Raw genomic sequence first — 22,245 nt, 5'->3', positions numbered from 1 at the left:
GGTAATGCAAATAACGGTGTAGCAACATTTACCGGTGATAGTACAGTAACCGGCAATATAGGTAATACAGCAGCATTAGCAACAGTGAATGTAGGAGCAGGAATAACATTACAAGCCGGAGGAAACTTAATTACAAATAATATAAATTTTGGAGCAGGCAGTACGTTAGAATTTAACGGTCCTCTTGATGGTGGTGGTAACGTAATTACTTATGGGTTTAAAGGAGCTATAGTAAAAGGTAATAATGCTACATTAAATGTTAATACAAAGTTACTTGTAGCATATGATCCAACTGCGGGAACAATCGCAACAATCAATATTAGAGCCGATAATAATTTTGCATTTGATGCAAGTGCCGGTGATGTTACTATATTAGATGGTCAAGCGATTGTTTTTGAAGATGCAAATTCTATTTTAACTCTTTCTAACCTAACCGGAGGCGGAGTAAATAATATATTATTAGCAGCTGATTTAGCGGCACCTGGTGCCAATGAAGGTCATTTAATCTTTGATGGTGGGGTTAATGGACTGAATATCGGAAGTAATGTAGCAGGTACTGTTAGAAATATTGGTGATGCAGGCGGTGATAAATTTGAAAATTTACTTATTAAGCATGTGGTTACAATAACCGACGATGTAAATTTAGGTATACATGACTTGGTTATTAACAATAATGCAGATTTTACTAGTAGTACAGCATTTAATGCTGATGCTATACAAATAAACAATGCTACTTATAGGATTGATGCAAATGGTGGTGATTTAAATGTACCGGCAGCAAATATTGAATTTGCCCATGCAGATGCAGAGTTAGTATTACAAAATAGTTCAAATGCAAATGACCGTACAATCACATTAGGTGCAGATATAGATCCTAATAATGATGATGAAGGTATAGTAACCTTAAATTCCGTAAACGCAGGAAGAAAATTAACAATAGACGGAGGGGTTACATTCGGTGGAGCTAAGAGGTTACAAGCTATAAAATTTCAAGGAGCAGGAAATTTGGGTACAGTAGGTATCACTTTCAATACAGCAAATATAGAGCTTGATACTACAGGTGTGCTAGAGCTTGGAGCTACTACGGCGAATGTAACATTAATTAATGATGCCGTTCAGTTAACTCAAACCGGTAATATTGGCGGTTTCTTAGATTTTAATGCAAAAAACGGTACGGTAACATTAAATAACAATATAAATGTTGCGGGAGCAGTCCAAAATACCGGTGGTACTAATAACGGTACGTTAATAGCTTTAGGTGCAAGTAATCTTAATAGCGTAAACGGGATTGCTATGTTAAAAGTCGGTGCAGGAGCTGTAAGCATAACCAAAGGCGGTAATACTAGCATCACCGAGATCCAAGGTAACGGTAATGCACTCTTAACATTACCTGCAAACTTTAACTTAACAGGCAGCATAAATAAAACCGGCGGTCAGGCTCTGAAGCTAAACTTCACGAATGGTGGCAGTGTTAGTGGTGTTGTAGGGACTGCGGCTAATTCGGTTGGTGATATCACAACGGCAGGTGCTACAAGTTTTGCAAGCAGTGTTAACGCAAAAGGTACGGCGACGCTCAGCGGTACTACAAGTTTTGCCGATACATTTACTAATACAGGTGCTGTTACTTTAGCCAAAGGTTCTATCACTAATTTTGTTAAAAATGTAACGGCTACCAGCTTTGCAGCTAACAGTGCTACTATTAATTTCGGCAATAGCCTAGCCTTTAATAGTAATATAACAGGTAGCGGTACTACACTTACTTTAGGTGCAAATCAAGTAACATATACCGGCACCGGTAGCTTTACCGATACGCTAACCTTAAATACTACTTTTGACGGAGCAGCTAAGTCAGGTGGTAATATCTTAATTAAATCAGGCAGTACTCTTGATTTATCAGGGGTTTCAACTTTAGCACTTGTTGTTACTGCTACTAATTTCGACATTAATAATATAGATCCAAATACCAAATATACGGTAATATCTGCAGAAACAGCAGGCGATTTAAAGCCTACTCCCGCAGATAATGTTAAAGTAACCGTTAATAATGACAACCGCTTTGTCAACTTTACTTTTGATGCATCAACTTTAACGCTATTTGCAAAGGATGTATCTCAAGAAGTGATAGATAACAACTTCAAACCGGGCGGACCACTTGCAAATATCCCAAACGCTGCAAATGTAAAGAAATCGCTTGAGTTAATGGAGCAAGCACCAATCGGTTCGGATGCACGTTTAGCTTTTGGTAACTGGGGAAAACTGACTCCAATCCAAGAAGCAGATGCTATAACTCACCTCATGCAAGACGTTGTAAAACCTAGCGATACTATAGCTGCTATTAATAATCAAGTTATACTAAGTAATATCTCAAGTAGCTTAATTAATCTAAATGCTAGAATGGATGCAATACAGCCGGCTGCTGTAGCTGCCGGTGATGAGGACAAAGATGCTAAGTTTGGTGCATGGATAAGTCCGTTTGTCGGTAATGCAACGCAGAAGATGCGTAACAATATAAGCGGTTATAAATCTAATATAACTGGTGGCACTATAGGTTTTGACGGCTTAGTTAACGATGATCTAGCACTCGGGCTTGCATATACAAGAGCCGATACTGATATCAAACTGAAAAATAATAAGACGGGCGATAATAAGGTAGAGAGTAACATCTATTCCGTATACGGTTTATATAATGTACCTTATGAAAATCTTTTCGTTGAAGCTATAGCATCTTACTCGGATAATAAGATAAGAAGCAAATCAAGACGTGTTATTGCAACGGCATTAGCGACTACTGCTTATCAAACTGCAAACGGTAAGTATAAATCCGAAAGTTATACAGGTCAGTTAATGGCTGGTTATACTTATGCAATGCCTGAGAACATTAACTTAACACCGCTAGCTGGGCTTAGATATTCGACTATCAGAGATAAGGGCTATAAAGAAACGGGTACTACTTACCAAAATCTTACCGTTAAAGGCAAGAACTATAACACTTTCGACGGTTTACTCGGTGCTAAAGTATCAAGTAATATCAATGTAGGTGAAGTAGTGCTAACACCTGAGCTTTACGCAATGGTTGATTATGCATTCAAGAATAAAGTTCCGGCGATTGATGCAAGATTACAAGGTATGACTGCTCCTTTCCCAACCAACAGCTTTAAGCAAAACAAAACAAGCTTTGATGTCGGCGTTGGTGTTACTGCTAAGCACAAAATGATGGAATACGGTATTAACTACGATACAAATATCGGAAGTAAGTATTTCGCTCAGCAAGGTAGTGTAAAAGTTCGTGTGAACTTCTAATATGCTTGGTGTCATCCCGTGGCTTGTCCACGGTATCCAGTCTTTTTTTATGGACTACGTGGTCAAGCCACGGGGTGACACTGAGGATCTTAAATAAAAAATTATGTTAGATAATATTAGAAAAACTGCCGATAGTTTTATAATGCGGGTTTTATTCGCAATGATAGCTTTTGCTTTTGTCGGCTTTGGTATTAAAGATGTATTAAACGGAAGAAGAAGCGGTGATATTGTTACTTTTTCTCATGTGAAAAATATCTCCCAGGAAGATTTTTTGAGAGCAAAATCTTTAGAAATTAATGCTATAAGTAAGCAAACGGGAACAAGTTTAGCCGATGAAGAAATAGCACAGTTAAATATTGATAACCGAATCTTAAAAAGGCTTGTTTATGATAATGTCTTAGATTATCTAGTTAGCTATTATGACTTAGATCTAAGTGATGATACAGTTAAAATTTTAGTTAAAGAATCACCGGTTTTTAAAAATGAGCAAGATGTTTTCGATATAAAAATTTTTAAAACTTATTTTAGAAATTCTTATATGGATGAAGAAAAATATTTATTAAACTTCAAAGAAAAAGCTCTAAAAAATATTTTTGTCGGTACTTTTGTAGAAAGTTTCTATGTTCCTAAGGCTATGACTGACAATATAGTAGATTATATGGCTGAAAAAAGAGAGGTAGAATTAATACAAATAGATTTACAAAATAAACCAAAAGATTTACAAATTCCTACTCCTACCGATCAGCAATTAAAGGATTTTTACCAAGATAATAAAACCTCGTTTGAGGTACCTGAGAAACGCAGCTTTTCTTATATTAAAGCTAATATTAAGGATTTAAAAGTCTCAGTTACTCAAGATGAGTTGTTAGAATTTTATAATGAAAATAAAGATGAGTTTGGGAATCAAAGTTTTGAATCGGTACAAAAACAATTACATGATTTATTAAAGGATCAAAAAATCGACATACTTAATATGGAGTTTGCTAAAAAGCTGGAAGATGAGACGGCAGCTGGTTCTAGCTTAGTTGAAATTGCCGAAAAATATAAGCTACCAATACAAAACGTTAACTATGTCAGTTATGCAGAACTTATTGAAGATAAAATAATTGCCGAAAATGCCGATAGTATTTTTGAGCTTTCGGAAGGAGAATTATCTTATCCTATAGAAGCAGAAGATAAAAGCTATCTTATATTGGTAGAATTAAAATCTATTCAGCCAGCAAAAATACCTGAATTTGATGCTATTAAAGAACAGGTAAATAAAGTTTGGATAAAGCAGAATATCGCAGATGTAAACTTAAAGATTATCAAGGATTTAGCAAAGGAATATAATTCAGAGCAAGAGAATATAAAAGAGCTTAAAGCTAACGGAATAAAAATAAGCAAAAAAAATTATATTAGATCCGAAATGGAAAATGATTTAACACTAACTCCTGAAATATTATTATCAATTTTTAATACTAAAATAGGAAGTAATACGCCTGTATTCCAAGTAGGTGATGAAGTATATTTTGCACATATTAAATCTAGAAGTATAGATGAATTAACGGCTAAAAATATTCATGTCAATTCAGAAAAAAATATAATATATAATATTAAAAATTCTGTAATTGACGAACTAATTAACTACACAATTATTCAGAATGATATGCAGGTAAAGGCTAATTTTAGTAAGTAGGGAAACCCATAGAGTCATACCATATCGTCATTGCGAGGAAATTACGAAGTAATTGACGAAGCAATCTCAGGATATTTGATGAGATTGCCATGCAGCCTACGGCTGCTCGCAAGGCATTGTTGCGTGGACCGGTAAAATCCACTGTGTCACCCCGTGGCTTGACCACGGGTCCATAAAAACAATAAAAAATACTAATAATTTTAGTATTTTTAACTGGATCCCGCGATCAAGTCGCGGGATGACAATTAGGAAACTGGTCCACGCAACAATGCCTGCTCGCAATGACGATAAAATAAGCCGCACATTATAAACAAAAAAATAGAACTATGAGCTTTAAAGATTTACCGGAGTTTTTAAAATTTTTAGAAAAAAACGGTGAGTTAAAGCGTATTTCTGTTGAAGTTAAAACTGACCTAGAAATTACTGAAATTAGTAGAAGAGTATTAGCACAAGGCGGACCTGCATTACTTTTTGAAAATGTTATAAAAGCCGACGGCATCAAGTCCGACATACCTATTCTAACTAATCTTTATGCTAGTATAAATCGTATTTGTATTGGGCTTAAACTTAAGTCACCCAAAGAATTAAGAGAGCTTGGTGTTTTACTAGCATTCCTTAAACAGCCGCAACCTCCCGCATCTTTTAAAGAAACATTGTCAATGCTACCGCTAGCTAAGCGTATATTTGCTATGTCTCCTAAAACCGTATCAAAAGCAGCTTGTCATGAAATCGTCATTGATAAACCGAATATCAATATATTGCCGATTCAAAGATGTTGGCCTGATGATATTTCGCCTTTAATTACTTGGGGGATAGTAGTTACTAAAGGACCAACAAAAGATAAAATCGATAATTACAACCTTGGCATATATAGAATGCAGGTTATTTCAGAAAATAAGCTATTGATGCGTTGGTTAAAGTTACGAGGTGGAGCAGAGCATCATAAAAGTTGGAAAGAAGCAAAGAAAGAACCGTTTCCTGCTGTTATCGTTATTGGAGCAAATCCAGCGGTAACTTTGGCAGCGGTTACGCCGATACCTGAGAATATCTCAGAGTATAATTTTGCAGGTTTACTCGGTAATGAAAAAGTAGAGCTGGTGCAATGCAAAACTATTGACCTCAAAGTACCTGCACATAGTGAAATAGTGCTGGAAGGCTATGTAAGTTTAGAGGAGTATTTGCCTGAAGGTCCTTTTGGAGATCACACCGGATATTATAATGATGTTGAGGAGTTTCCGGTATTTACCGTAACGGCAATAACGATGAAGAAAAATCCCGTATATTTAAGTACCTATACTGGAAAACCGCCTGATGAGCCGTCAATCTTAGGTGAAGCATTAAATGAAATTTTTATTCCTATCTTGCAGCAACAATTTCCGGAAATAGTCGATTTTTGGCTTCCACCTGAAGGTTGTTCATATAGAGTTGCAGTAGTATCGATTAAAAAATCCTATCCCGGTCATGCTAAAAAAATAATGCTTGGGATTTGGTCTTACTTACGGCAATTTATCTATAGTAAATTTATTATCGTTGTAGATGACGATATTGATGTTCGTAATTGGCAAGAAGTAATTTGGGCAATAGCAACAAGAAGCGATCCAAGGCGTGATACGAGCTTTATAGATAATTCCCCGATAGATTATTTGGATTTTGCATCACCTGATTCAGGGCTTGGTAGTAAAATGGGAATAGATGCAACCGATAAAATATACCCTGAGACAAATAGAAAATGGGGTAAAAAAATAGAAATGAGTCAGGAAGTTATCGACAAGGTTGATAGTATATGGAATAGTTTAATGACATAAGGTATACTCGTTTAATTTGAAAAATTGGCGTTGTTGTTTTATATTTTTTGATCCTCACGTACTAGTATGTACGCTGCGGTCAAAAAATATAAAACGCCTTGCTTTTTTCCAAATTAAACTTCGTCTACGTTTGTATTAATTGTTAACTTTTTAGAAGTATCTTGGAACTAACATCCCGCACGAGACGATAATTAATAATTTCAAAAAAATTGCCGATAAATATCAAGAGCTTATTTTACATTTCATGCAAGGTAGGGGGAGTATGATCCCTAGGAGCCTAATTGATAGTGATAAAAACAGAATTATAGCTTCTTTAATGGTAGAACAGTTTTGGGCAAATCCTGAAAAATTTTGCTTAATATTGAATATATTGATAAGTTAAGAGAGCTTACAGCAAGTAGCTTTGCAAAATTTGTCGGTAGTCCGGCAAAAGCTGTATTTTCTCCGGATAATAGAGATAAAAGATTTAAAGATTCTTCATGGGAGGATAATGCTTATTTTGACTTTGTTAAACAATATTATTTACTATCTAGTGAGTGGCTTAAGAAGAATATAGAACAGTATGAGCTATCAAATGATCTCAAGCAACATTTAGAGTTTGTAACTAAATATTTTATCGATGCTTTTTCACCTTCAAATTTTGCTTTTTGTAATCCAAAAGTTTTACGTGAGACATTAGAAAGCGGCGGTCAAAATCTAGTACAGGGATTAGAAAATTTCTTAAGAGATATAAAAGTTCCGGTGATATATTAAATATCAAAACTACTGATAAATCTGCTTTTAAACTCGGTAAGAATATTGCTGCAACAAAAGGAAAAGTCATATTTCAAAATGATTTAATGCAATTAATATGCTATGAACCGAAAGAAAAAATTCATAAGATTCCGATATTTATTATTCCGCCATGCATAAATAAATATTATATACTCGATTTATCTCCGCATAATTCTTTAGTATCTTTTTTGGTAGAAAATAATTTTCAAGTTTTTCTTATTTTATGGGTTAACCCTGATATCTCTCTATCGGAAAAAGGCTTCGAGGATTACTTAAAAGACGGTATTTTAGCACCTTTTGAGTATGTGAGAAATCTTGGTTTTAAAAAAATTGATTTTGTTGGATATTGCATGGGAGGTACATTCCTTGCTATAATTATCGCATACTTTAAAGCAAAGAAAATAGATTCCGTTCATAGTGCTACTTTCTTTACTACTTTGCTTGATTATACTCATCCCGGTGAGCTTGGAATATTTTTTAATGAAGCTACGATTAACTACATTAAGGAAGATATAAAACTAAAAGGCTATTTTGATGGGCAGTATTTATCAAATAGTTTTAGTTTGCTAAGGGCTAATGATTTAATTTGGACATTTTTTGTCAATAATTATTTACTTGATAAAAAACCGATGCCTTTTGATTTACTATATTGGAATGCGGATTCTACTAACTTGCCGGCAAAAATGTATGAGGAATATTTACAAAATACATATTGCAATAACTTGCTAAAAGAGTCTAATAATTTAGAGGTGCTCGGAACAAAAATAGATCTTAGAAAAGTTGATTGTAACTCTTTTTTTGTAGCCGCAAAAGAAGATCATATAGCTCCATGGCGCTCAATATATGATGGAGTAAAATTATTAAACGGACATAAGATCTTTTGTCTCACGGATTCAGGGCATGTAGCAGGTGTAGTTAATCCTCCTGCGATTGCTAAATATAATTATCGGCTTAATGACGACTTAAGTTTAAGTAGTCATGAGTGGCTTATAAAGGCTACGGAATATGAAGGCTCATGGTGGAATTATTGGCTTATAAAAAATAATGATAATAAGCTAGTAGATTCTTTAGATTATCAGAATCTAAAGGCTATTGAAGAAGCACCGGGCAGTTAAGAAGATAGGTGTTGGATCTTTTTATTGTCATACCGCGACTTGATCGCGGGATCCAGTCTTCTTCTTTATTTTTTTATGGATACCGTGGTCAAGCCACGGTATGACATAGCGGAATGCAAACCATGCAGATAACGCCTAAAATATAAATAAGTCATGAAGAGAAAAAATAATAAATTTATAGAAATATCTATTGCCTTTATCTTGGGAGTTGCTTTAGGTATTTATGGACAGAATCCGGATTATTTTACTAATCTAATAAATCAAAAATCATTAGCTTTATCTGCACCTCAAATAAAGCATTACAATATTTCAGAGCTTTCAAGAAGTAAAGTTAGTACATGTTTTACTCCGCCTGCCGGTTGTACTAAGTTTATAGCCAATCAGATAGATAAAGCTGAAGAATCTATTTATATGCAGGCATACGGTATGAGCGATGCGTTAATTACTACTGCACTTATTAATGCACAGATGCGAGGAGTAAAAGTTAGAATATTACTTGATCGTAGTAATTTAAAGCAAAAGTTTTCTAAATTACACAAATTACAACGAGCAAAAATTGATGTAGGTATAGATAAAGTACCCGGAATTGCTCATAATAAAGTTATAATTATCGATAAAAAGAAAGTAATAACCGGTTCGTTTAATTTCACGGCTGCTGCCGATAAACGTAATGCTGAAAATGTGATTGTTATAGAAGATCAAGAACTAGCAGAGTCTTATTTACAAAATTGGCTAAACAGAAAGGCGAGCAACTGAGAGGAGATTTCCACAATGTTATTCCTGCGAAAGCAGGAATCCAGTAACTAAAAGATATAAATATATTTAATTTTTTATATTAAAAGCTCAAATAATTTCGCTTTTTTCTGGATTCCCGCTTTCGCGGGAATGACATTAAATGCATTTTTCGATCTATGCAACAACGCCTTCAGTTGCTCGCAATGACGTTGAAAATTAAGCAGATTTCTTATTGAAGTTTTTTTGTACTTGTTCTGCCATATTCTGCATATTATTAGAAGCATGATGAACATTCTCGGCAATATGCTTATTTGCGGCTTCTAATATTTTGGTTGAAGACTCATAAGCAATACTTGCTAATTCCTTAGCATTATCCATAGATGTTTCATAAATAGATTTTAAACATTTTTGATGACATTCACTAGCTTGTTTGAAATCTTTAGAATTTGCTGCTTCTTTAGTAGTATTCAAAATAGTATTAACATTATTTTGTATAATCTCGGAATTTTTCTTAAGCAAAGATTGCATGCTTTCTGTAGCAATTTAGTTAGTTGTTAAAAGAATATTCATAGCTCTTTGCATTATATTTGTGATAGATGAAAGATCTACACTAGGGATATTTTTCATAGAACTCATATAAAATTCCGGATTCATATAGGATTTCATTAAATCTAAAAATTGTGTATCATTTAACATTATTCATTCTCCTAAAATAAATTAAATTTTTTACTTAAAAAATTTTTTGTGTTTTATAGGTTACGTATATGTAAACATAAACCCTCAATTCATGCTAACATTTATAAAATTATGAGTCAATAATTGTTAGCATTAATAATAATATTAAAAATAGTTAAGTTTTTATAAATGTTAGATATATCAATTCAAGAATTAATAAATAAGTGGCAAAAATACCTCGTTTTGCAAAGAAATTACTCTAATCATACAGTAATTTCTTATAATAATGACCTTAAGCATTTCCTTGAGTTTATGAATTATTATAATTCAGAGCTTGTAACGATAAATCATATTAAAACCGCAGATATAAGATTAATCCGAAGTTGGCTTGCAAAACGTAACTGTGATAATTTTACCACTTCTTCAATTTCACGTGGTTTATCTGCAGTAAAAAATTTTTATAGGTTTTTAGAGAAAACAACACAATTAAATAGTCATATAATTTTTTCTATAAAATTTCCTAAAAAAACTAAATTGTTACCAAAAGCTTTATCGGAGGATGATGTAGTAATATCACTTGAACATATTGAAGAATATGGGAATGTTAAGTGGGTAGAACTTAGAAATAAAGCCCTACTTGTTCTTATATATGCTTCAGGTCTACGTATATCGGAGGCATTATCAATTACGAAACTTCATCTACAAAATCTAGAATTTATAAGAATAATAGGTAAAGGTAGTAAAGAAAGAATAATTCCGTGGTTACCGATTGCTAAAAATTTAATTACCAAATATTTAGAAATATTGCCGTATAAGCTAGGGGATAATGAACCGATATTTAGAGGAAAGCAGGGTAAGAAATTGCAGCCACCGGTATTTAATCGTGAATTAATTAAATTAAAGCATTTTTATGGTTTACCGCAGCATTTAACTGCTCATTCATTTAGACATAGTTTTGCTTCACATTTGCTTGAGCATGGTGCAGATTTACGCTCTATTCAAGAGCTATTAGGTCATAAAAGTTTATCTACTACACAAAATTATACTAAAACAAGTATAAAGCATTTAGAGGCTGTATATACCACCGCATATCCAATTAAAAAATAAAATATATTAATATTCATAATCCTCTTGCGTTAATTTTAAGTTATATATTATATTATTTTAAAAACCTTATAGACATAATATATTAAGCTAATATTGAGATATTAATATGCTAGAAACACCTAAATTACCTATGGGATATAAACCTTCTAAAGATGAAGAATATATGTGTCCTAATCACCTAGAATATTTTAGACAAAAACTTTTAAGATGGAAAGAGGATTTATTAAAGGAATCTCAAGAGACTTTAGATCATTTAAAGGAAGAAAATTTAAAAGAATCCGATCTTAACGATTGTGCTACTCATGAAACAGAAAGAGCTTTTGAGCTTCGTAGTAGAAATAGATATTGTAAATTAATGAGTAAAATAGAAGAAGCATTATCACGTATTAAAAATGGGGAATATGGTTACTGTGAAGAAACAGGCGACCCAATAGGTATAAAAAGATTAGAAGCACGACCTATTGCTGCATTATGTATTGAAGCTCAAGAGCGTCATGAAAATTATGAAAGAAGTCATTTGGATGAGCCTGGAAACTGAGTAGCTAAGTAATTTATGTAGTGGATACTGAGTCGTCATTGCGAGAAGAAACTATAAGTTTCGACGAAGCAATCCACTAAAATGCGTAGCATTTTTATTATTTTTCTAGATTGCCACGCAGTCTTTGACCGCTCGCAATGATGATTTTGTCTCCACGCAACAATGTTCACGACTATTAGCGTTTATATACCTAAAACCTAAAGAAGTTAGAGCATTTACCGTTTCAAATAAAGGTAATCCCATAACATTTGAATATGAGCCGGAAATAAATGAGATAAAAGCTTCTGCATAACCGGAAATTTTGCACCCGCCGGCTTTGTCTATTCCCTCATCCAAAGAACAATAAAAATTAATCTCTTCATCACTTAATTTTTTGAACTTAACAATAGTCTGAACTATTTTTTGTCTAACTGTAAGCTGATCATTCTCTTTTTTGATAATACATAAACCGGTATGGACACGATGACGACGTCCGGATAACATCTTAATACAATTCTTGACTTCTTCGTAAGTAGTAGCTTTCGGCAATATTCTTCTACCTACTGCCGCTACGGTATCGGCAGCTATAATTATAGCTGATTCCTCTATTTGAGATGCAACTTTTATAGCTTTTTCGTAAGCAAGTCTTATGGCTAAGGGAGCGGGTAATTCACGCAAATTAGGTGTTTCGTCTATATCTGCTGGAATAATTTGTGAAGGAGTAATTCTTATTCGGTGTAGTAATTCAATTCTTGCAGGAGAGCTTGATGCTAATATAATCGGTAGGTTTTTTTTGTGCTGCTTCATACTTATAAAGATTAGTGACGATGAATCACACGCCCTTTAGTTAAATCATAAGGAGTCATTTCTACCGTAACTTTATCTCCTAGTAATATTCTGATACGATTTTTACGCATCCTACCGGAAGTATGAGCAATAATTACATGATCATTCTCAAGCTTTACTCTGAAAGTAGCATTAGGTAAAAGTTCAAGTACTGTACCTGTAAACTGAATGAGGTCGTCTTTTGACATTAGGTTTAAATTTATATTTATGGTCGGGGCGGAGAGATTCGAACTCCCGACCCTCTGGTCCCAAACCAGATGCGCTACCAGGCTGCGCTACGCCCCGAGAATTAATTATGTCTATACTATATACTCTATTATTTGTAGCAAATCAATTTATTTATGTAAAAATTTATAGATTTTGCTCAATAAAGAAAGATATCGTCATTGCGAGCAGACATTGTTGCGTGGATCGAAAAACGCATTCGGTGTCATACCGTGGCTTGACCACGGTATGACACCGAGTGTGCTTTATGGTCCATGTGTATTTCTTAAGTTTTATATACGATTTACCGAATTTCTATAAAAAATACATAAAGTTAATTTATTTTAAACAAGAAAAAGTAACTTATGACTACTTTCTATATGTAGAAAATACTTTATTTTATAAGTATTTTTATAGATATTTTAGTATTTAATTAATGTTTTTTAACTAAAAGTAACGTGTTATTTATATAACAAAATCATAAGTTAGAAAATTTTTTGTTCTTTTAATAATTATTAATCATTTCTTCTTACCCTCTTTTATTATTTAATATTAATTAAAGACCTGAATAAAAATTTAATTTTATTATTAACTTTTTTTAAAAGTGCAACATAACGAAAATATTAAGAATTTTTATCTTAATCTCATTTTACTAAAGATTTTTAAAAATCTTCCAAAAATACATAAAATTTATATTTGTTAATGAATACTAGTCTCGAATTTATAATTTAGAAAATTAAGTCCAAATTTAGGAGATGTTATGTCAAGTCAACGAAAAAATACTCTAAAAAATTTAATAAAAAAAGCATGTTCGCATCAACTGCGGCAGTGATGCTTGCTAGCACAAGTGCACTCGGGGTTCGAACCATCATAGGTCCAAATGCTGTGTTATCCACAGGCTTTAACCTTGATGGTGGAACGCCTTTTGCCCCAGGGGATGATTTAGCACTTGGAGGAGTGTTTAATTTCACTGCTAATGTTTCAATTGGCTCTTTAAATATAGGTGCCAATAATAACGCAGTTATGACTGTACCGGCCAATACCGCAATAAATCTCGGTAATGTTACATCTAATGGTGCCGGAAGTGGACTAAATATCGATTGTCCTAATAACGGGGCGGCTTTAACTTTAACAGGTAACACTTATTACGTTAATAATATGAATTTTAACAACACTGTTAGTACTTTGACTATTGCTTCTACAGTTGTTGCTCCTGCTGATCCTACCGTTCACTTGGATGAACACACTATTATAACTGATGTTCAGGGGCAAAATAATCTTACAATAGCTACTAATACGCCATTCGTTGTTAAAAATCCAAATTGGAATAAAGCGAATGCTATTAATATTGGTAACCTTAATGGATCAAGATATAATCTTGCAACCGATACTTCAGTTTACTTCCCAGGAAATGAAGTTGTAGATATACAACCTACAAAAAATATCAATTTTTCCAGCTCAAATTCTAGTTATATAGTAAGTAATGAATCAAAAAATGAAGCAAAATTTATAGCTACTGTGAAACTAATTCCGGCACAGGATTTATGGGGTCAATTAGGAGTACACGTGGCTTCTGGTAAACGAGAAATTGCACTTGATGCAGGTAGTGGCAACGGAACAGGGGGAACAAAAAGGCTTAACATATTTAGTACCGATGGGATAGCCGATGAGCCGGGACAGCTTCTAAATCAAAATCTGGTTACAATTACAGGAACTATCTTTGCACAAACTATTCAGATAGGAAACCAGTATCAGCCTCTTGTTGGAGGTGACACCCCTTATGGTTTAGATTGGGAAACGGGAATTGATACAGGAAATGGAGGGTTAGTACAATTTACGCACAACTCGTTAACACGCTTTCAAAAAAGCGTAATTTCTGATATAGATTTTAAAGGTACTGCTGCACAAGTAACAATAGCTGCCGGTGCGAATGTCGGCGGAGCTACCGGTGGGAATATAATTAATTCCGTAGCCGGAGGAAATAATACATTAAATTTTGCCGGTGGTAGTACGGTTACCGTTCCAGGAAATTTTGCCTTAGGAGGTACGGTTAATATAGCTACTGCTGGCTCACAATTGATTATAGAAGCACCAGCTGGAGGACAAACAGTGAACTCGATGAAGGTAACGCTAATAATTCCGCTTACGGAGTATGGGTTAGCCCATATTACGGCAAAACGGTACAAAAAGCCTTTAACGGACTTAGCGGTTATAAAGCTAAATCTACCGGTGGTTCGATACCGTTATAAACGATAATATAGTTCTTGGTGCTGCTTATACTAGAGTCGATACGAAGTTACGTTACCAAAATGCTAAAGCCGGTAATACTACTAAGGTCGGAACTAACATGGGTTCTATATACAGTTTATATAACTTTATAAATAACTGGTTTGTAGAAGGCGTAACTACCTATTCACGAAGCGATATTAAAACTAATGAACTACGTAATATTATAGTATAGGCGGTTATGAAACGGCACACGGTAAGTATCATTCAACTTCTTATAGCGGTCAAGTAGTTGGGGGTTATAATTATCTATGGAAAGAAACTTCATTTGCACCGATGGTAGGTTTAATACTTACTAAGATTAAAGATTCCGGTTATCAGGAATACGGTACTTCTTTCCAAAATCTAACTATTCAGAAGTGTCAATATTAAGGTTGAGGGTATACTCGGCGGTGAAATTAAAACAACTTTCTATAAGGATGAGTTCATAATTAGACCGCAAGTTCATGCCTTTATTAATTACGACTTTAAAGGTAAAACACCGGCAATCATTGTAGATCTTAACGGTCTTAATGAGCCTCTACCGGTACCGTCACCTAAACCTACTAAAATAAATGCTATATGATTTAGTAGCAGGGGTAGTACTTAAGAAAGGCAGAATGGAGTACAGAGTGCATTACTGGTTGAACTTAGCTAAAAAATACCATGCTCAATCCGGTACGCTAAGACTTAAAGTAAACTTCTAAAAATCCACTTACTAATAGCAAATTACATAAGTAATTTGCTATTAGTAATAATTTAATGAACTATAACATATCTAAATCAACATTTAGAACGGTACTTAGTTTTTTTAGTGTATCTATTGTGCCTTTTCGTAATCCTTTTTCAATAGATGATATATATTGCTTAGTTTTACCAATTTTAATAGCTAATTGTTCTTGAGATAACCCTCTATATTCACGATAAACTTTAATAGGATTTTCACCATCCAGGATTTTTTGTACTAATTCTTCAGGAAAATATTCCTCATTTTTGGCTATAGCTTCAGTGTATAATGTTTCATCGGTAATACATTGTTTTTTATTGATAAGTTCCTGATATTCATTAAAAGGTATAACAACAAAAGCAGGCTTTCCTTGATATTCTATTATATGTTTATTACTCATTTATATACCTCTCCTCTAACATCAACATTAATTACTAGAATTTCTAACTTTCCTTTATTTATTCTATATATAATTCTATAGTCCCCAATCCTTAATCTATAACCATCGTGTCCTATTAATTTCTTGATATTATTATTTTCCTTATAAGGACTTAGCTTTAGTTGTTCTAATTTTTCTAATATAGCTTTTCTTTTGTTTGTAGAAATTTTGAGTAAATTTTTTAAAGCTGTTTTAGAAAAGCTGAGTTTATATTGCATTTAGAGATGAGAATAGATTAAATTATAATATACTCTATGTAAGAATAGAAGTCAACATATTGTTGACCAATGCAAAAGTTAATTTAAAATTTGGTTTTATCAGAAAAATTATAATCTTAATGCTAAGTAAGTATAAAACTTAATTAAATAATAAGTTGAATTTATGTAAGATTTATTATATTAGTATTTGTAATTATTTTTCAGAAACTGCGATAGTTTTTATGGTAATTGCATGTAGTTTTGTATTTAATATTTCAGATAAGGCATTTTTTACTAATTTATGTTGATTAATTAAAGAAAGTCCATTAAATTGAGCATCTGATATTTCTAATGCATAATGGTCTTGATCTCCTACTAAATCAGTAATTTTTATTATACTGTTTGGAAAGGATTCCTTAAGTATTTTTTCTAGCTCTTCTGCAGATATTGCCATTATTTTATCACTTTTTAGATATAAAAGCCTAAATATTAATTAAAGTTTTTTTGGTTAAAGTAAAGCTTTATATGAATTTTTATTATAGAATTTTAAACATTCATTGATAAACTCTACTCTTATGCATATAATAATTAATATTATTATATCATTTATTAATTATTATGAAAAAAGAAGCTGAAGAATTAAAATTATTTATCTTAGAATGTTTGAGTGAGAAAAAAGCAGAAGATATTGAGGTAATTGATTTAACAGGAAAACATAAATTAGCCGATTATATTATATTTGCTAGCGGTCGTTCGACTAAAAATGTTGGAGCAATTGCCGAATATGTAGCTTTAGAATTAAAAAATAATGCCGGTGTAAATAGTAATATTGAGGGGCTTGATAAATCAGAGTGGGTACTAATAGATGCAGGTACTATTTTAATTAATATTTTTTATCCTGAAGCACGGGAGCATTTTAAGCTAGAAGAAATTTGGAAAAGATGAACGATCATATTCTTATTAACGTTATAATTTTACTCGGTACTGCGGTTTTTATCGTGGCTATACTTAAGCGTCTTAGATTAAGTCCAGTACTTGGTTACTTAATTGCGGGAGCTGCAATAGGTGATCACGGTTTAAAAATCGTAACATATGACCAAACTAAGTTACTAGGTGAACTTGGTGTAGTATTTCTATTATTTGCAATAGGTCTTGAGTTATCCTTCGAGCGATTAAAAGCTATGAGACGATATGTCTTTGGTCTCGGTAGTTTGCAAGTTTTAACGACTGCTATAGTAATTGCCGGTGCAATGGTACTTATAGACGGTAATAGTAGTGCGGCTATCATTACCGGCGGTGGTCTGGCCCTTTCATCTACGGCACTTGTTATGCAAGTTATTGAGGAAAATCGTAGTCAATCAACGCAAATAGGAAGAGTTTCTTTAGCTATTCTATTACTGCAAGATTTGGCCGTAGTTCCATTGCTTGTGATAGTTCCGTTACTTGCCGGTAACAATAAAGCCTCGCTTGCAGCGGCTCTTGGTATTGCACTCTTAAAAGCCGTAACGGCCTTACTTACAATATTTATTGTTGGTCGTGTTTTTCTTCGTCCTGTATTTTCATTCATTTCATCAGAAAGTAATAATGCAAGCGAGTTACCTATTTCGATGACTTTGTTAATAGTACTTTCTGCTGCTTGGGCTACCGAAACATTTGGTTTGTCTTTAGCTCTAGGAGCATTTGTTGCCGGAGTATTAGTTGCGGAAACTGAATTTAGATTGCAGGCAGAAGAAAGTATTTATCCTTTTAAAAGTTTATTTTTAGGATTGTTTTTCATGACCGTCGGTATGAATATCGATGCCCTAGAAATGTATGAAAAAATATCTCATATTCTTACTTTATCTATTGCTTTAATAGGTATAAAAACCTTAATCATAACGGCTTTTTGTATTTTATTCGGTTTTAATAAAGGAGTTGCTTTTTATTCAGGCTTATTATTATCGCAAGGCGGAGAGTTTGGTTTTATATTATTCAGTTTAGGTAAAGATAGCGGAGTATTAGAAGAAAGTACTGCCGATATATTATTACTCGTAGTTACTTTTACTATGGCACTTACTCCATTACTCGCAGCTTTAGGGAAAAAGATTGCCGAGAAGGTTGATAAAGGACTAGGTAAAACTCCGACTCAAATGATTGAGCTTGGTGCAAGAGATTTAACAAACCATATTATTATTGCCGGACTCGGTAATACCGGTAAAATGGTAGCAAGAGTTTTGGAAGCAGAAGGTATAAGTTACGTAATACTTGATTTAGATGATGATAGAGTCAAAGAAGAGCTATCAAACGGTTTACCGGTTTTTAAAGGTGATGTATCGCAAGCCGATACTCTAAAGGCATTGGGTACGGAAAGAGCATTTGCTATAATACTTACTATGAATAATCAAGTAACTATTAAGAAATCGCTTAAAACAATTAGCGGTAATTATCAGGATATACCGGTTGTCGTTAAGTTAAAAAATTTAAAAAATGCTAGAGAGTTTTATGATTTAGGCGCCACAACTATTATTCCGGAAAGTTATGAGACTGGATTACAAATCGGTGGAACAGTCCTAAAAAATATAGGTATTAGCGAGCAGGAAATTAATAGAATAAAAGTACAATTTAGGCTTGGTAATTATATAATAGCAAAAAAAGAAGATGCTTTATCTGAAGCGGAAGATAATGATTAAAATTCTTATTACTTTAATTATTGTAATATTATCAACAACAATTAACGCCGATAATAAAAAATTGCCTATTCCGAGATTTGTTTCAATAAAATCTAATGAAGTAAATGCAAGAAGCGGACCAACTACTAAATCTGCCGTAGAATGGGTTTTTGTTAAAAAAGGCGAACCGGTAGAAATAACTGCAGAGTACGAGCAATGGCGACAAGTACGTGACATTAACGGCGAAGGCGGTTGGATACATTCAAGCGTCTTATCAGGTAAAAGATCAGTAGTTATTACTTCTGATAAGGAAGTAGAACTTACCAAATCCGCAGACCCTAAAAGCCGAGTTATAGCAAAATTAATGCCCAAGGTTCGCTGCGGTTTAAAAAAATGTAAAGAACAATTCTGTCAAATTACATGTAAGGATTACACAGGTTGGATTTCCAAGAAAGTAATTTGGGGAGTATATGATGATAGTGATAGGTATTAATTTACTATAACATTTAATAATAAAATTGTTTACTACCTGAGGTTAATTTACTATATAAAAACTTACTAAAGGTATAATTATTTATGCAAAGATATTTAGACGGTACAAATGATGTCGCATTTAAAAAATTATTTAGCGATAAAGTAAAATTAATAAATTTACTGAACTCTCTTCTTAGGTTATCGAAAGGAGATAGAATCATAGATTTAAGCTATATAACTACTGAACAATTGCCTTTATTTCTTGAAGGGAAAAGAAGTTTATTCGATCTAAAAGTTAAAGATGAAACTGGTAGATGGTATATAATCGAGATGCAGCGTAAAATGGAGAAAGATTATCTAATAGAACGCAGCTTTACGGTTGTTATACCTACATTAATCAAATTAAGAAAGGTATGAAACATAGGGATTTATTGCCGGTAGTAATAATTTCTATCATAGGAACAAAAGCTTTGCCTGATGAATTGCCGTATATTAGCTATCATCATATAAAAGAAAGCAATACTCATAAACAATATTTGTTTTCATTAACTTATGTATTTATTGAACTAGGAAAATTTAAAAAAAATGATTTTAAAGATGATATAGATGAATGGTTGCATTTATTAAAATATGCTTTGCAAGAACAAGAACCGCCAAAAGAGATTAAAAATGAAATTGTGTTATCGGCATATGCAAGTTTAGAGCAATATAAATGGACAGAACAGGAGTATGATGATTATTTTAGAGCTGAAATGGCTATACAACAAGAAATAGACAAGTTTGAAGAAAAATTTAAAGAGGGCGAAGTTAAGGGTAAAGCTGCAGGAAAGGTTGAAGGAAAAGCTGAGGAAAAAATTGAAACAGCAAAAGAAATGCTAATAGAGAACGAACCTATAGAGAAAATAGCACGATATACTAAGCTTACAGTAGAAGAAATAAAAAAGCTAAAAGCTAAAGATATTTAAATGAAGACTGTATCCCCCGAACGTTCTATTAGAGTTAGAGCAAAGATTAGTTATATTGTAGGCCAAATTTTAGGCGTCGCAAGAGATAAAATTGCTATGATTATCTTATATGGCTCTTTTGCTAGGGGTGACTGGGTGCGTGATCTACTCAATGGTTATCATAGTGATACCGATATTTTGGTAATTCTAAAAAAAGTAAATATAAAGGGCATGCTGCTTTAAGGCTAGAAGATGATATATATATATATATCAGGCTAGAAAAAATGGGAGTAGTAAAAGATTACATTATCCCATACGATTCAGAGATATCAATAATTCTTGAGTCAATAGAGGAAGTAAATAGGCAGTTAGAAAAAGGACGTTATTTTTTCACCGATATTAAAAAAGAAGGTATTCTTTTATACGATAGTGGTGAATTTACACTTAGTGAAGCTAAAGATTTGCCTTGGAGTTAAATGAAAGAAATTGCTAAAGATAATTATGATTATTGGTTTGGTAGAGGTAAAGGTTTTTTAAAAGGGGAAACTACTTATTTAAACGATTTGGAGTATGCTTTATCAGCCTTTTCACTTCATCAAGCTACCGAAAGTTTTTACAGTACTATTTTATTAGTTTTTTCTAACTATAAACCTAAATTGCATGATATAAAAAAGTTAGGTAGTAGAGTAAGAAAATATCATATTGAGCTATTGCAGGTATTTCCTATGGCAACGCCGGAGCAAGAGGAATGTTTTAAATTACTACAAAAAGCTTATGTTGACGCAAGATATGGTAAAAATTATAAAATTACAAAAGAACAACTACTTTATCTTATTGAAAGAATAGAAAAATTAAAAGAAATCACCGAAAGAATCTGTACAGCAAGAATTAATCAGTAGTAGGTTAGGGTCATTCTTAGCTCAGCATTGCCTGCCTGGATACCGAGTCGTTATTGCGAGCGACTGAAAGGAGCGTGGCAATCCAGAAAAAATAACAAAAAAATTCTGTAAATCAGAATTTTTTACTGGATTGCTTCGTCAATTACTTACGTAATTTCCTCGCAATGATGGAGAAGACGATCCACGCAACAATGCCTCGCGGGAATGACATCGAGCCATGCAACAAAACCTAAATTATGCAGCTATTACAGCTCTGTTTTTAATAGATCAAGAAGATAATGCAAAGGAACTACTTCAACTTGTGAATTAAGATAATATTTATCCTTTTCCGGGTATACTATATAAGCTTTCTTTGGTTTTAAGTCTTGCAATGCATTATAGAAACCTTTTGATATAGAAGGAGTAAGGGATCTTTTAATTTCAATTGCCGTAAGATTATTTATGCTTGATTCTAGTATTAAATCTACCTCTGCCCCTCCGGCAGTTCTATAAAACCAACTATTCATTTTATTTTTAACTGTAGGTAAAATATTTTCTATTACAAATCCTTCAAAACTTCCTCCGAGAATATAATGTCCGAGTAGCTCATCATAAGACTTAATAATGCATGTAGGATACCGCTATCACGAATATATAGTTTGGGGGCTTTGACTAATCGCTTCTTTACATTACTAGACCAAGGTCTTAGCAATCTTATAAGGAATAAATCCTCAAAGAGATCGATATATCTCATTATAGTAGGGACTGATATCCCAAGGCTTGCTGCTATTTCTTTTGCCAAAGTAGTTTTTCTCACTTATCTTGGGCCTAAAATAGCTACAGCTGAAAACTCATTTAAAAAAGATTTAATATCTTTTGCTAAAAAACGCTCGATCATTATCCATGTAAATTTAACA

23 protein-coding genes, 1 tRNA gene and 5 pseudogenes are annotated in these 22,245 nt (G+C 33.1%); 20 read left to right on the top strand and 9 right to left on the bottom strand.

Going from position 1 to position 22,245, the window contains the following annotated elements:
* Together MB29_RS03775 and MB29_RS03770 are read left to right on the top strand one after the other, a co-directional pair.
* Positions 1–3,300, top strand: a 3,300-nt coding sequence (locus MB29_RS03775; RefSeq protein WP_032139118.1) for an autotransporter outer membrane beta-barrel domain-containing protein, incomplete at its 5' end; no start/stop codon positions are given.
* A 103-nt stretch (positions 3,301–3,403) separates the two neighbouring features.
* Positions 3,404–4,978, top strand: a complete 1,575-nt coding sequence (locus tag MB29_RS03770; protein ID WP_032139117.1) for a SurA N-terminal domain-containing protein — start codon at positions 3,404–3,406, stop codon at positions 4,976–4,978.
* Positions 4,979–5,074: 96 nt separating this feature from the next.
* On the opposite strand, the gene MB29_RS11515 is transcribed toward MB29_RS03770, so the two are convergent.
* The gene (locus MB29_RS11515) at positions 5,075–5,281 is read right to left on the bottom strand and encodes a hypothetical protein (protein ID WP_215426217.1); all 207 of its coding nucleotides are present in this window, start codon (positions 5,279–5,281) and stop codon (positions 5,075–5,077) included.
* 23 nt (positions 5,282–5,304) lie between these two features.
* Between MB29_RS11515 and MB29_RS03765 the strand changes: the two genes are divergently transcribed.
* The 3 genes and pseudogenes from MB29_RS03765 (at position 5,305) to pld (ending at position 9,428) form a co-directional block, all read left to right on the top strand.
* The gene (locus MB29_RS03765) at positions 5,305–6,783 is read left to right on the top strand and encodes a UbiD family decarboxylase (protein ID WP_032139116.1); all 1,479 of its coding nucleotides are present in this window, start codon (positions 5,305–5,307) and stop codon (positions 6,781–6,783) included.
* A gap of 351 nt (positions 6,784–7,134) precedes the next feature.
* Positions 7,135–8,417, top strand: a pseudogene (locus tag MB29_RS14175) (alpha/beta fold hydrolase); the annotation flags it as partial.
* A gap of 408 nt (positions 8,418–8,825) precedes the next feature.
* Entirely contained in the window at positions 8,826–9,428 is a 603-nt protein-coding gene (pld, locus tag MB29_RS03750) for a phospholipase D (RefSeq protein WP_032139115.1), read from the top strand.
* 195 nt (positions 9,429–9,623) lie between these two features.
* Here the strand turns inward: pld and MB29_RS03745 are convergent.
* A pseudogene (locus MB29_RS03745) lies at positions 9,624–10,103 on the bottom strand (phasin family protein).
* Positions 10,104–10,271: 168 nt separating this feature from the next.
* Between MB29_RS03745 and MB29_RS03740 the strand changes: the two are divergent.
* Complete coding sequence (locus MB29_RS03740; protein WP_032139113.1) at positions 10,272–11,189, top strand: tyrosine recombinase XerC; 918 nt, start codon at positions 10,272–10,274, stop codon at positions 11,187–11,189.
* A gap of 106 nt (positions 11,190–11,295) precedes the next feature.
* Positions 11,296–11,727 (top strand): RNA polymerase-binding protein DksA, encoded by a 432-nt coding sequence (gene dksA, locus MB29_RS03735; RefSeq protein WP_032139112.1) that lies wholly within the window; start codon positions 11,296–11,298, stop codon positions 11,725–11,727.
* 105 nt (positions 11,728–11,832) lie between these two features.
* Here dksA and MB29_RS03730 read toward each other — a convergent pair whose 3' ends face one another.
* The 3 genes from MB29_RS03730 to MB29_RS03720 all read right to left on the bottom strand — a co-directional run bounded on the left by MB29_RS03730 (position 11,833) and on the right by MB29_RS03720 (position 12,837).
* Positions 11,833–12,513: a Maf family protein gene (locus tag MB29_RS03730; RefSeq protein WP_032139111.1), complete on the bottom strand. Its 681-nt coding sequence runs from the start codon at positions 12,511–12,513 to the stop codon at positions 11,833–11,835.
* Positions 12,514–12,524: 11 nt separating this feature from the next.
* A complete protein-coding gene (infA, locus tag MB29_RS03725; RefSeq protein ID WP_008579354.1) occupies positions 12,525–12,740 on the bottom strand; it encodes a translation initiation factor IF-1 in 216 nt (71 codons plus the stop codon).
* 20 nt (positions 12,741–12,760) lie between these two features.
* Positions 12,761–12,837, bottom strand: a tRNA-Pro gene (locus MB29_RS03720).
* 75 nt (positions 12,838–12,912) lie between these two features.
* On the opposite strand from MB29_RS03720, the gene MB29_RS11510 reads away from it, so the two are divergent.
* The 4 genes from MB29_RS11510 to MB29_RS13420 all read left to right on the top strand — a co-directional run bounded on the left by MB29_RS11510 (position 12,913) and on the right by MB29_RS13420 (position 15,414).
* Positions 12,913–13,077: a hypothetical protein gene (locus MB29_RS11510; RefSeq protein ID WP_215426215.1), complete on the top strand. Its 165-nt coding sequence runs from the start codon at positions 12,913–12,915 to the stop codon at positions 13,075–13,077.
* A 486-nt stretch (positions 13,078–13,563) separates the two neighbouring features.
* A complete protein-coding gene (locus MB29_RS12710; RefSeq protein ID WP_233418921.1) occupies positions 13,564–15,012 on the top strand; it encodes an autotransporter outer membrane beta-barrel domain-containing protein in 1,449 nt (482 codons plus the stop codon).
* Entirely contained in the window at positions 14,978–15,217 is a 240-nt protein-coding gene (locus MB29_RS13425) for an autotransporter outer membrane beta-barrel domain-containing protein (RefSeq protein ID WP_324607274.1), read from the top strand. Before MB29_RS12710 ends, MB29_RS13425 begins: the two co-directional genes overlap by 35 nt.
* On the top strand, positions 15,214–15,414 hold the full coding sequence (locus MB29_RS13420) for an autotransporter outer membrane beta-barrel domain-containing protein (RefSeq protein WP_267881734.1): 201 nt from the start codon (positions 15,214–15,216) through the stop codon (positions 15,412–15,414). Before MB29_RS13425 ends, MB29_RS13420 begins: the two co-directional genes overlap by 4 nt.
* Positions 15,415–15,788: 374 nt before the next feature.
* Here MB29_RS13420 and MB29_RS03705 read toward each other — a convergent pair whose 3' ends face one another.
* The 3 genes from MB29_RS03705 to MB29_RS03695 form a co-directional block, all read right to left on the bottom strand.
* Complete coding sequence (locus tag MB29_RS03705) at positions 15,789–16,148, bottom strand: helix-turn-helix domain-containing protein (RefSeq protein WP_032139110.1); 360 nt, start codon at positions 16,146–16,148, stop codon at positions 15,789–15,791.
* On the bottom strand, positions 16,145–16,405 hold the full coding sequence (locus tag MB29_RS03700) for a type II toxin-antitoxin system RelE family toxin (protein WP_032139109.1): 261 nt from the start codon (positions 16,403–16,405) through the stop codon (positions 16,145–16,147). The genes MB29_RS03705 and MB29_RS03700 overlap by 4 nt, the downstream gene beginning before the upstream one ends.
* A 193-nt stretch (positions 16,406–16,598) precedes the next feature.
* The gene (locus MB29_RS03695; RefSeq protein ID WP_032139108.1) at positions 16,599–16,838 is read right to left on the bottom strand and encodes a BolA/IbaG family iron-sulfur metabolism protein; all 240 of its coding nucleotides are present in this window, start codon (positions 16,836–16,838) and stop codon (positions 16,599–16,601) included.
* A gap of 164 nt (positions 16,839–17,002) precedes the next feature.
* On the opposite strand from MB29_RS03695, the gene rsfS reads away from it, so the two are divergent.
* From rsfS to MB29_RS12680, 8 genes and pseudogenes are all read left to right on the top strand, one after another.
* The gene (gene rsfS, locus MB29_RS03690) at positions 17,003–17,329 is read left to right on the top strand and encodes a ribosome silencing factor (protein WP_032139107.1); all 327 of its coding nucleotides are present in this window, start codon (positions 17,003–17,005) and stop codon (positions 17,327–17,329) included.
* Positions 17,326–19,053 carry a monovalent cation:proton antiporter-2 (CPA2) family protein gene (locus MB29_RS03685; RefSeq protein ID WP_032139106.1) on the top strand — a complete coding sequence of 576 codons (1,728 nt, stop codon included), beginning with the start codon at positions 17,326–17,328 and terminating at the stop codon, positions 19,051–19,053. The genes rsfS and MB29_RS03685 overlap by 4 nt, the downstream gene beginning before the upstream one ends.
* Positions 19,046–19,525, top strand: a complete 480-nt coding sequence (locus MB29_RS03680; RefSeq protein ID WP_032139105.1) for an SH3 domain-containing protein — start codon at positions 19,046–19,048, stop codon at positions 19,523–19,525. Before MB29_RS03685 ends, MB29_RS03680 begins: the two co-directional genes overlap by 8 nt.
* 83 nt (positions 19,526–19,608) lie before the next feature.
* Positions 19,609–20,471, top strand: a pseudogene (locus MB29_RS10125) (Rpn family recombination-promoting nuclease/putative transposase).
* The gene (locus MB29_RS12695) at positions 20,472–20,693 is read left to right on the top strand and encodes a nucleotidyltransferase domain-containing protein (protein ID WP_032139104.1); all 222 of its coding nucleotides are present in this window, start codon (positions 20,472–20,474) and stop codon (positions 20,691–20,693) included.
* Positions 20,694–20,734: 41 nt separating this feature from the next.
* Entirely contained in the window at positions 20,735–20,926 is a 192-nt protein-coding gene (locus tag MB29_RS12690; RefSeq protein ID WP_233418919.1) for a hypothetical protein, read from the top strand.
* Positions 20,927–21,349, top strand: a complete 423-nt coding sequence (locus MB29_RS12685; protein ID WP_233418918.1) for a HEPN domain-containing protein — start codon at positions 20,927–20,929, stop codon at positions 21,347–21,349.
* A gap of 27 nt (positions 21,350–21,376) precedes the next feature.
* Positions 21,377–21,500: pseudogene (locus MB29_RS12680) on the top strand (zinc ABC transporter substrate-binding protein); the annotation flags it as partial.
* Positions 21,501–21,594: 94 nt separating this feature from the next.
* Here MB29_RS12680 and MB29_RS09100 read toward each other — a convergent pair.
* A pseudogene (locus MB29_RS09100) lies at positions 21,595–22,082 on the bottom strand (DUF4143 domain-containing protein).
* Here MB29_RS09100 and MB29_RS12675 point away from each other — a divergent pair.
* Positions 21,988–22,245: hypothetical protein (locus tag MB29_RS12675; RefSeq protein ID WP_233418925.1), on the top strand; the 258-nt coding region annotated here is incomplete at its 3' end. The pseudogene MB29_RS09100 and the gene MB29_RS12675 overlap by 95 nt on opposite strands.

Origin of the sequence: Rickettsia tamurae (genome assembly GCF_000751075.1) — a bacterium.
In the GTDB taxonomy this organism is placed as follows: Bacteria; Pseudomonadota; Alphaproteobacteria; order Rickettsiales; family Rickettsiaceae; genus Rickettsia; species Rickettsia tamurae.
Note: the sequence above shows the minus strand (reverse complement) of the source record. Positions and strands in the feature narration are given on the sequence as shown.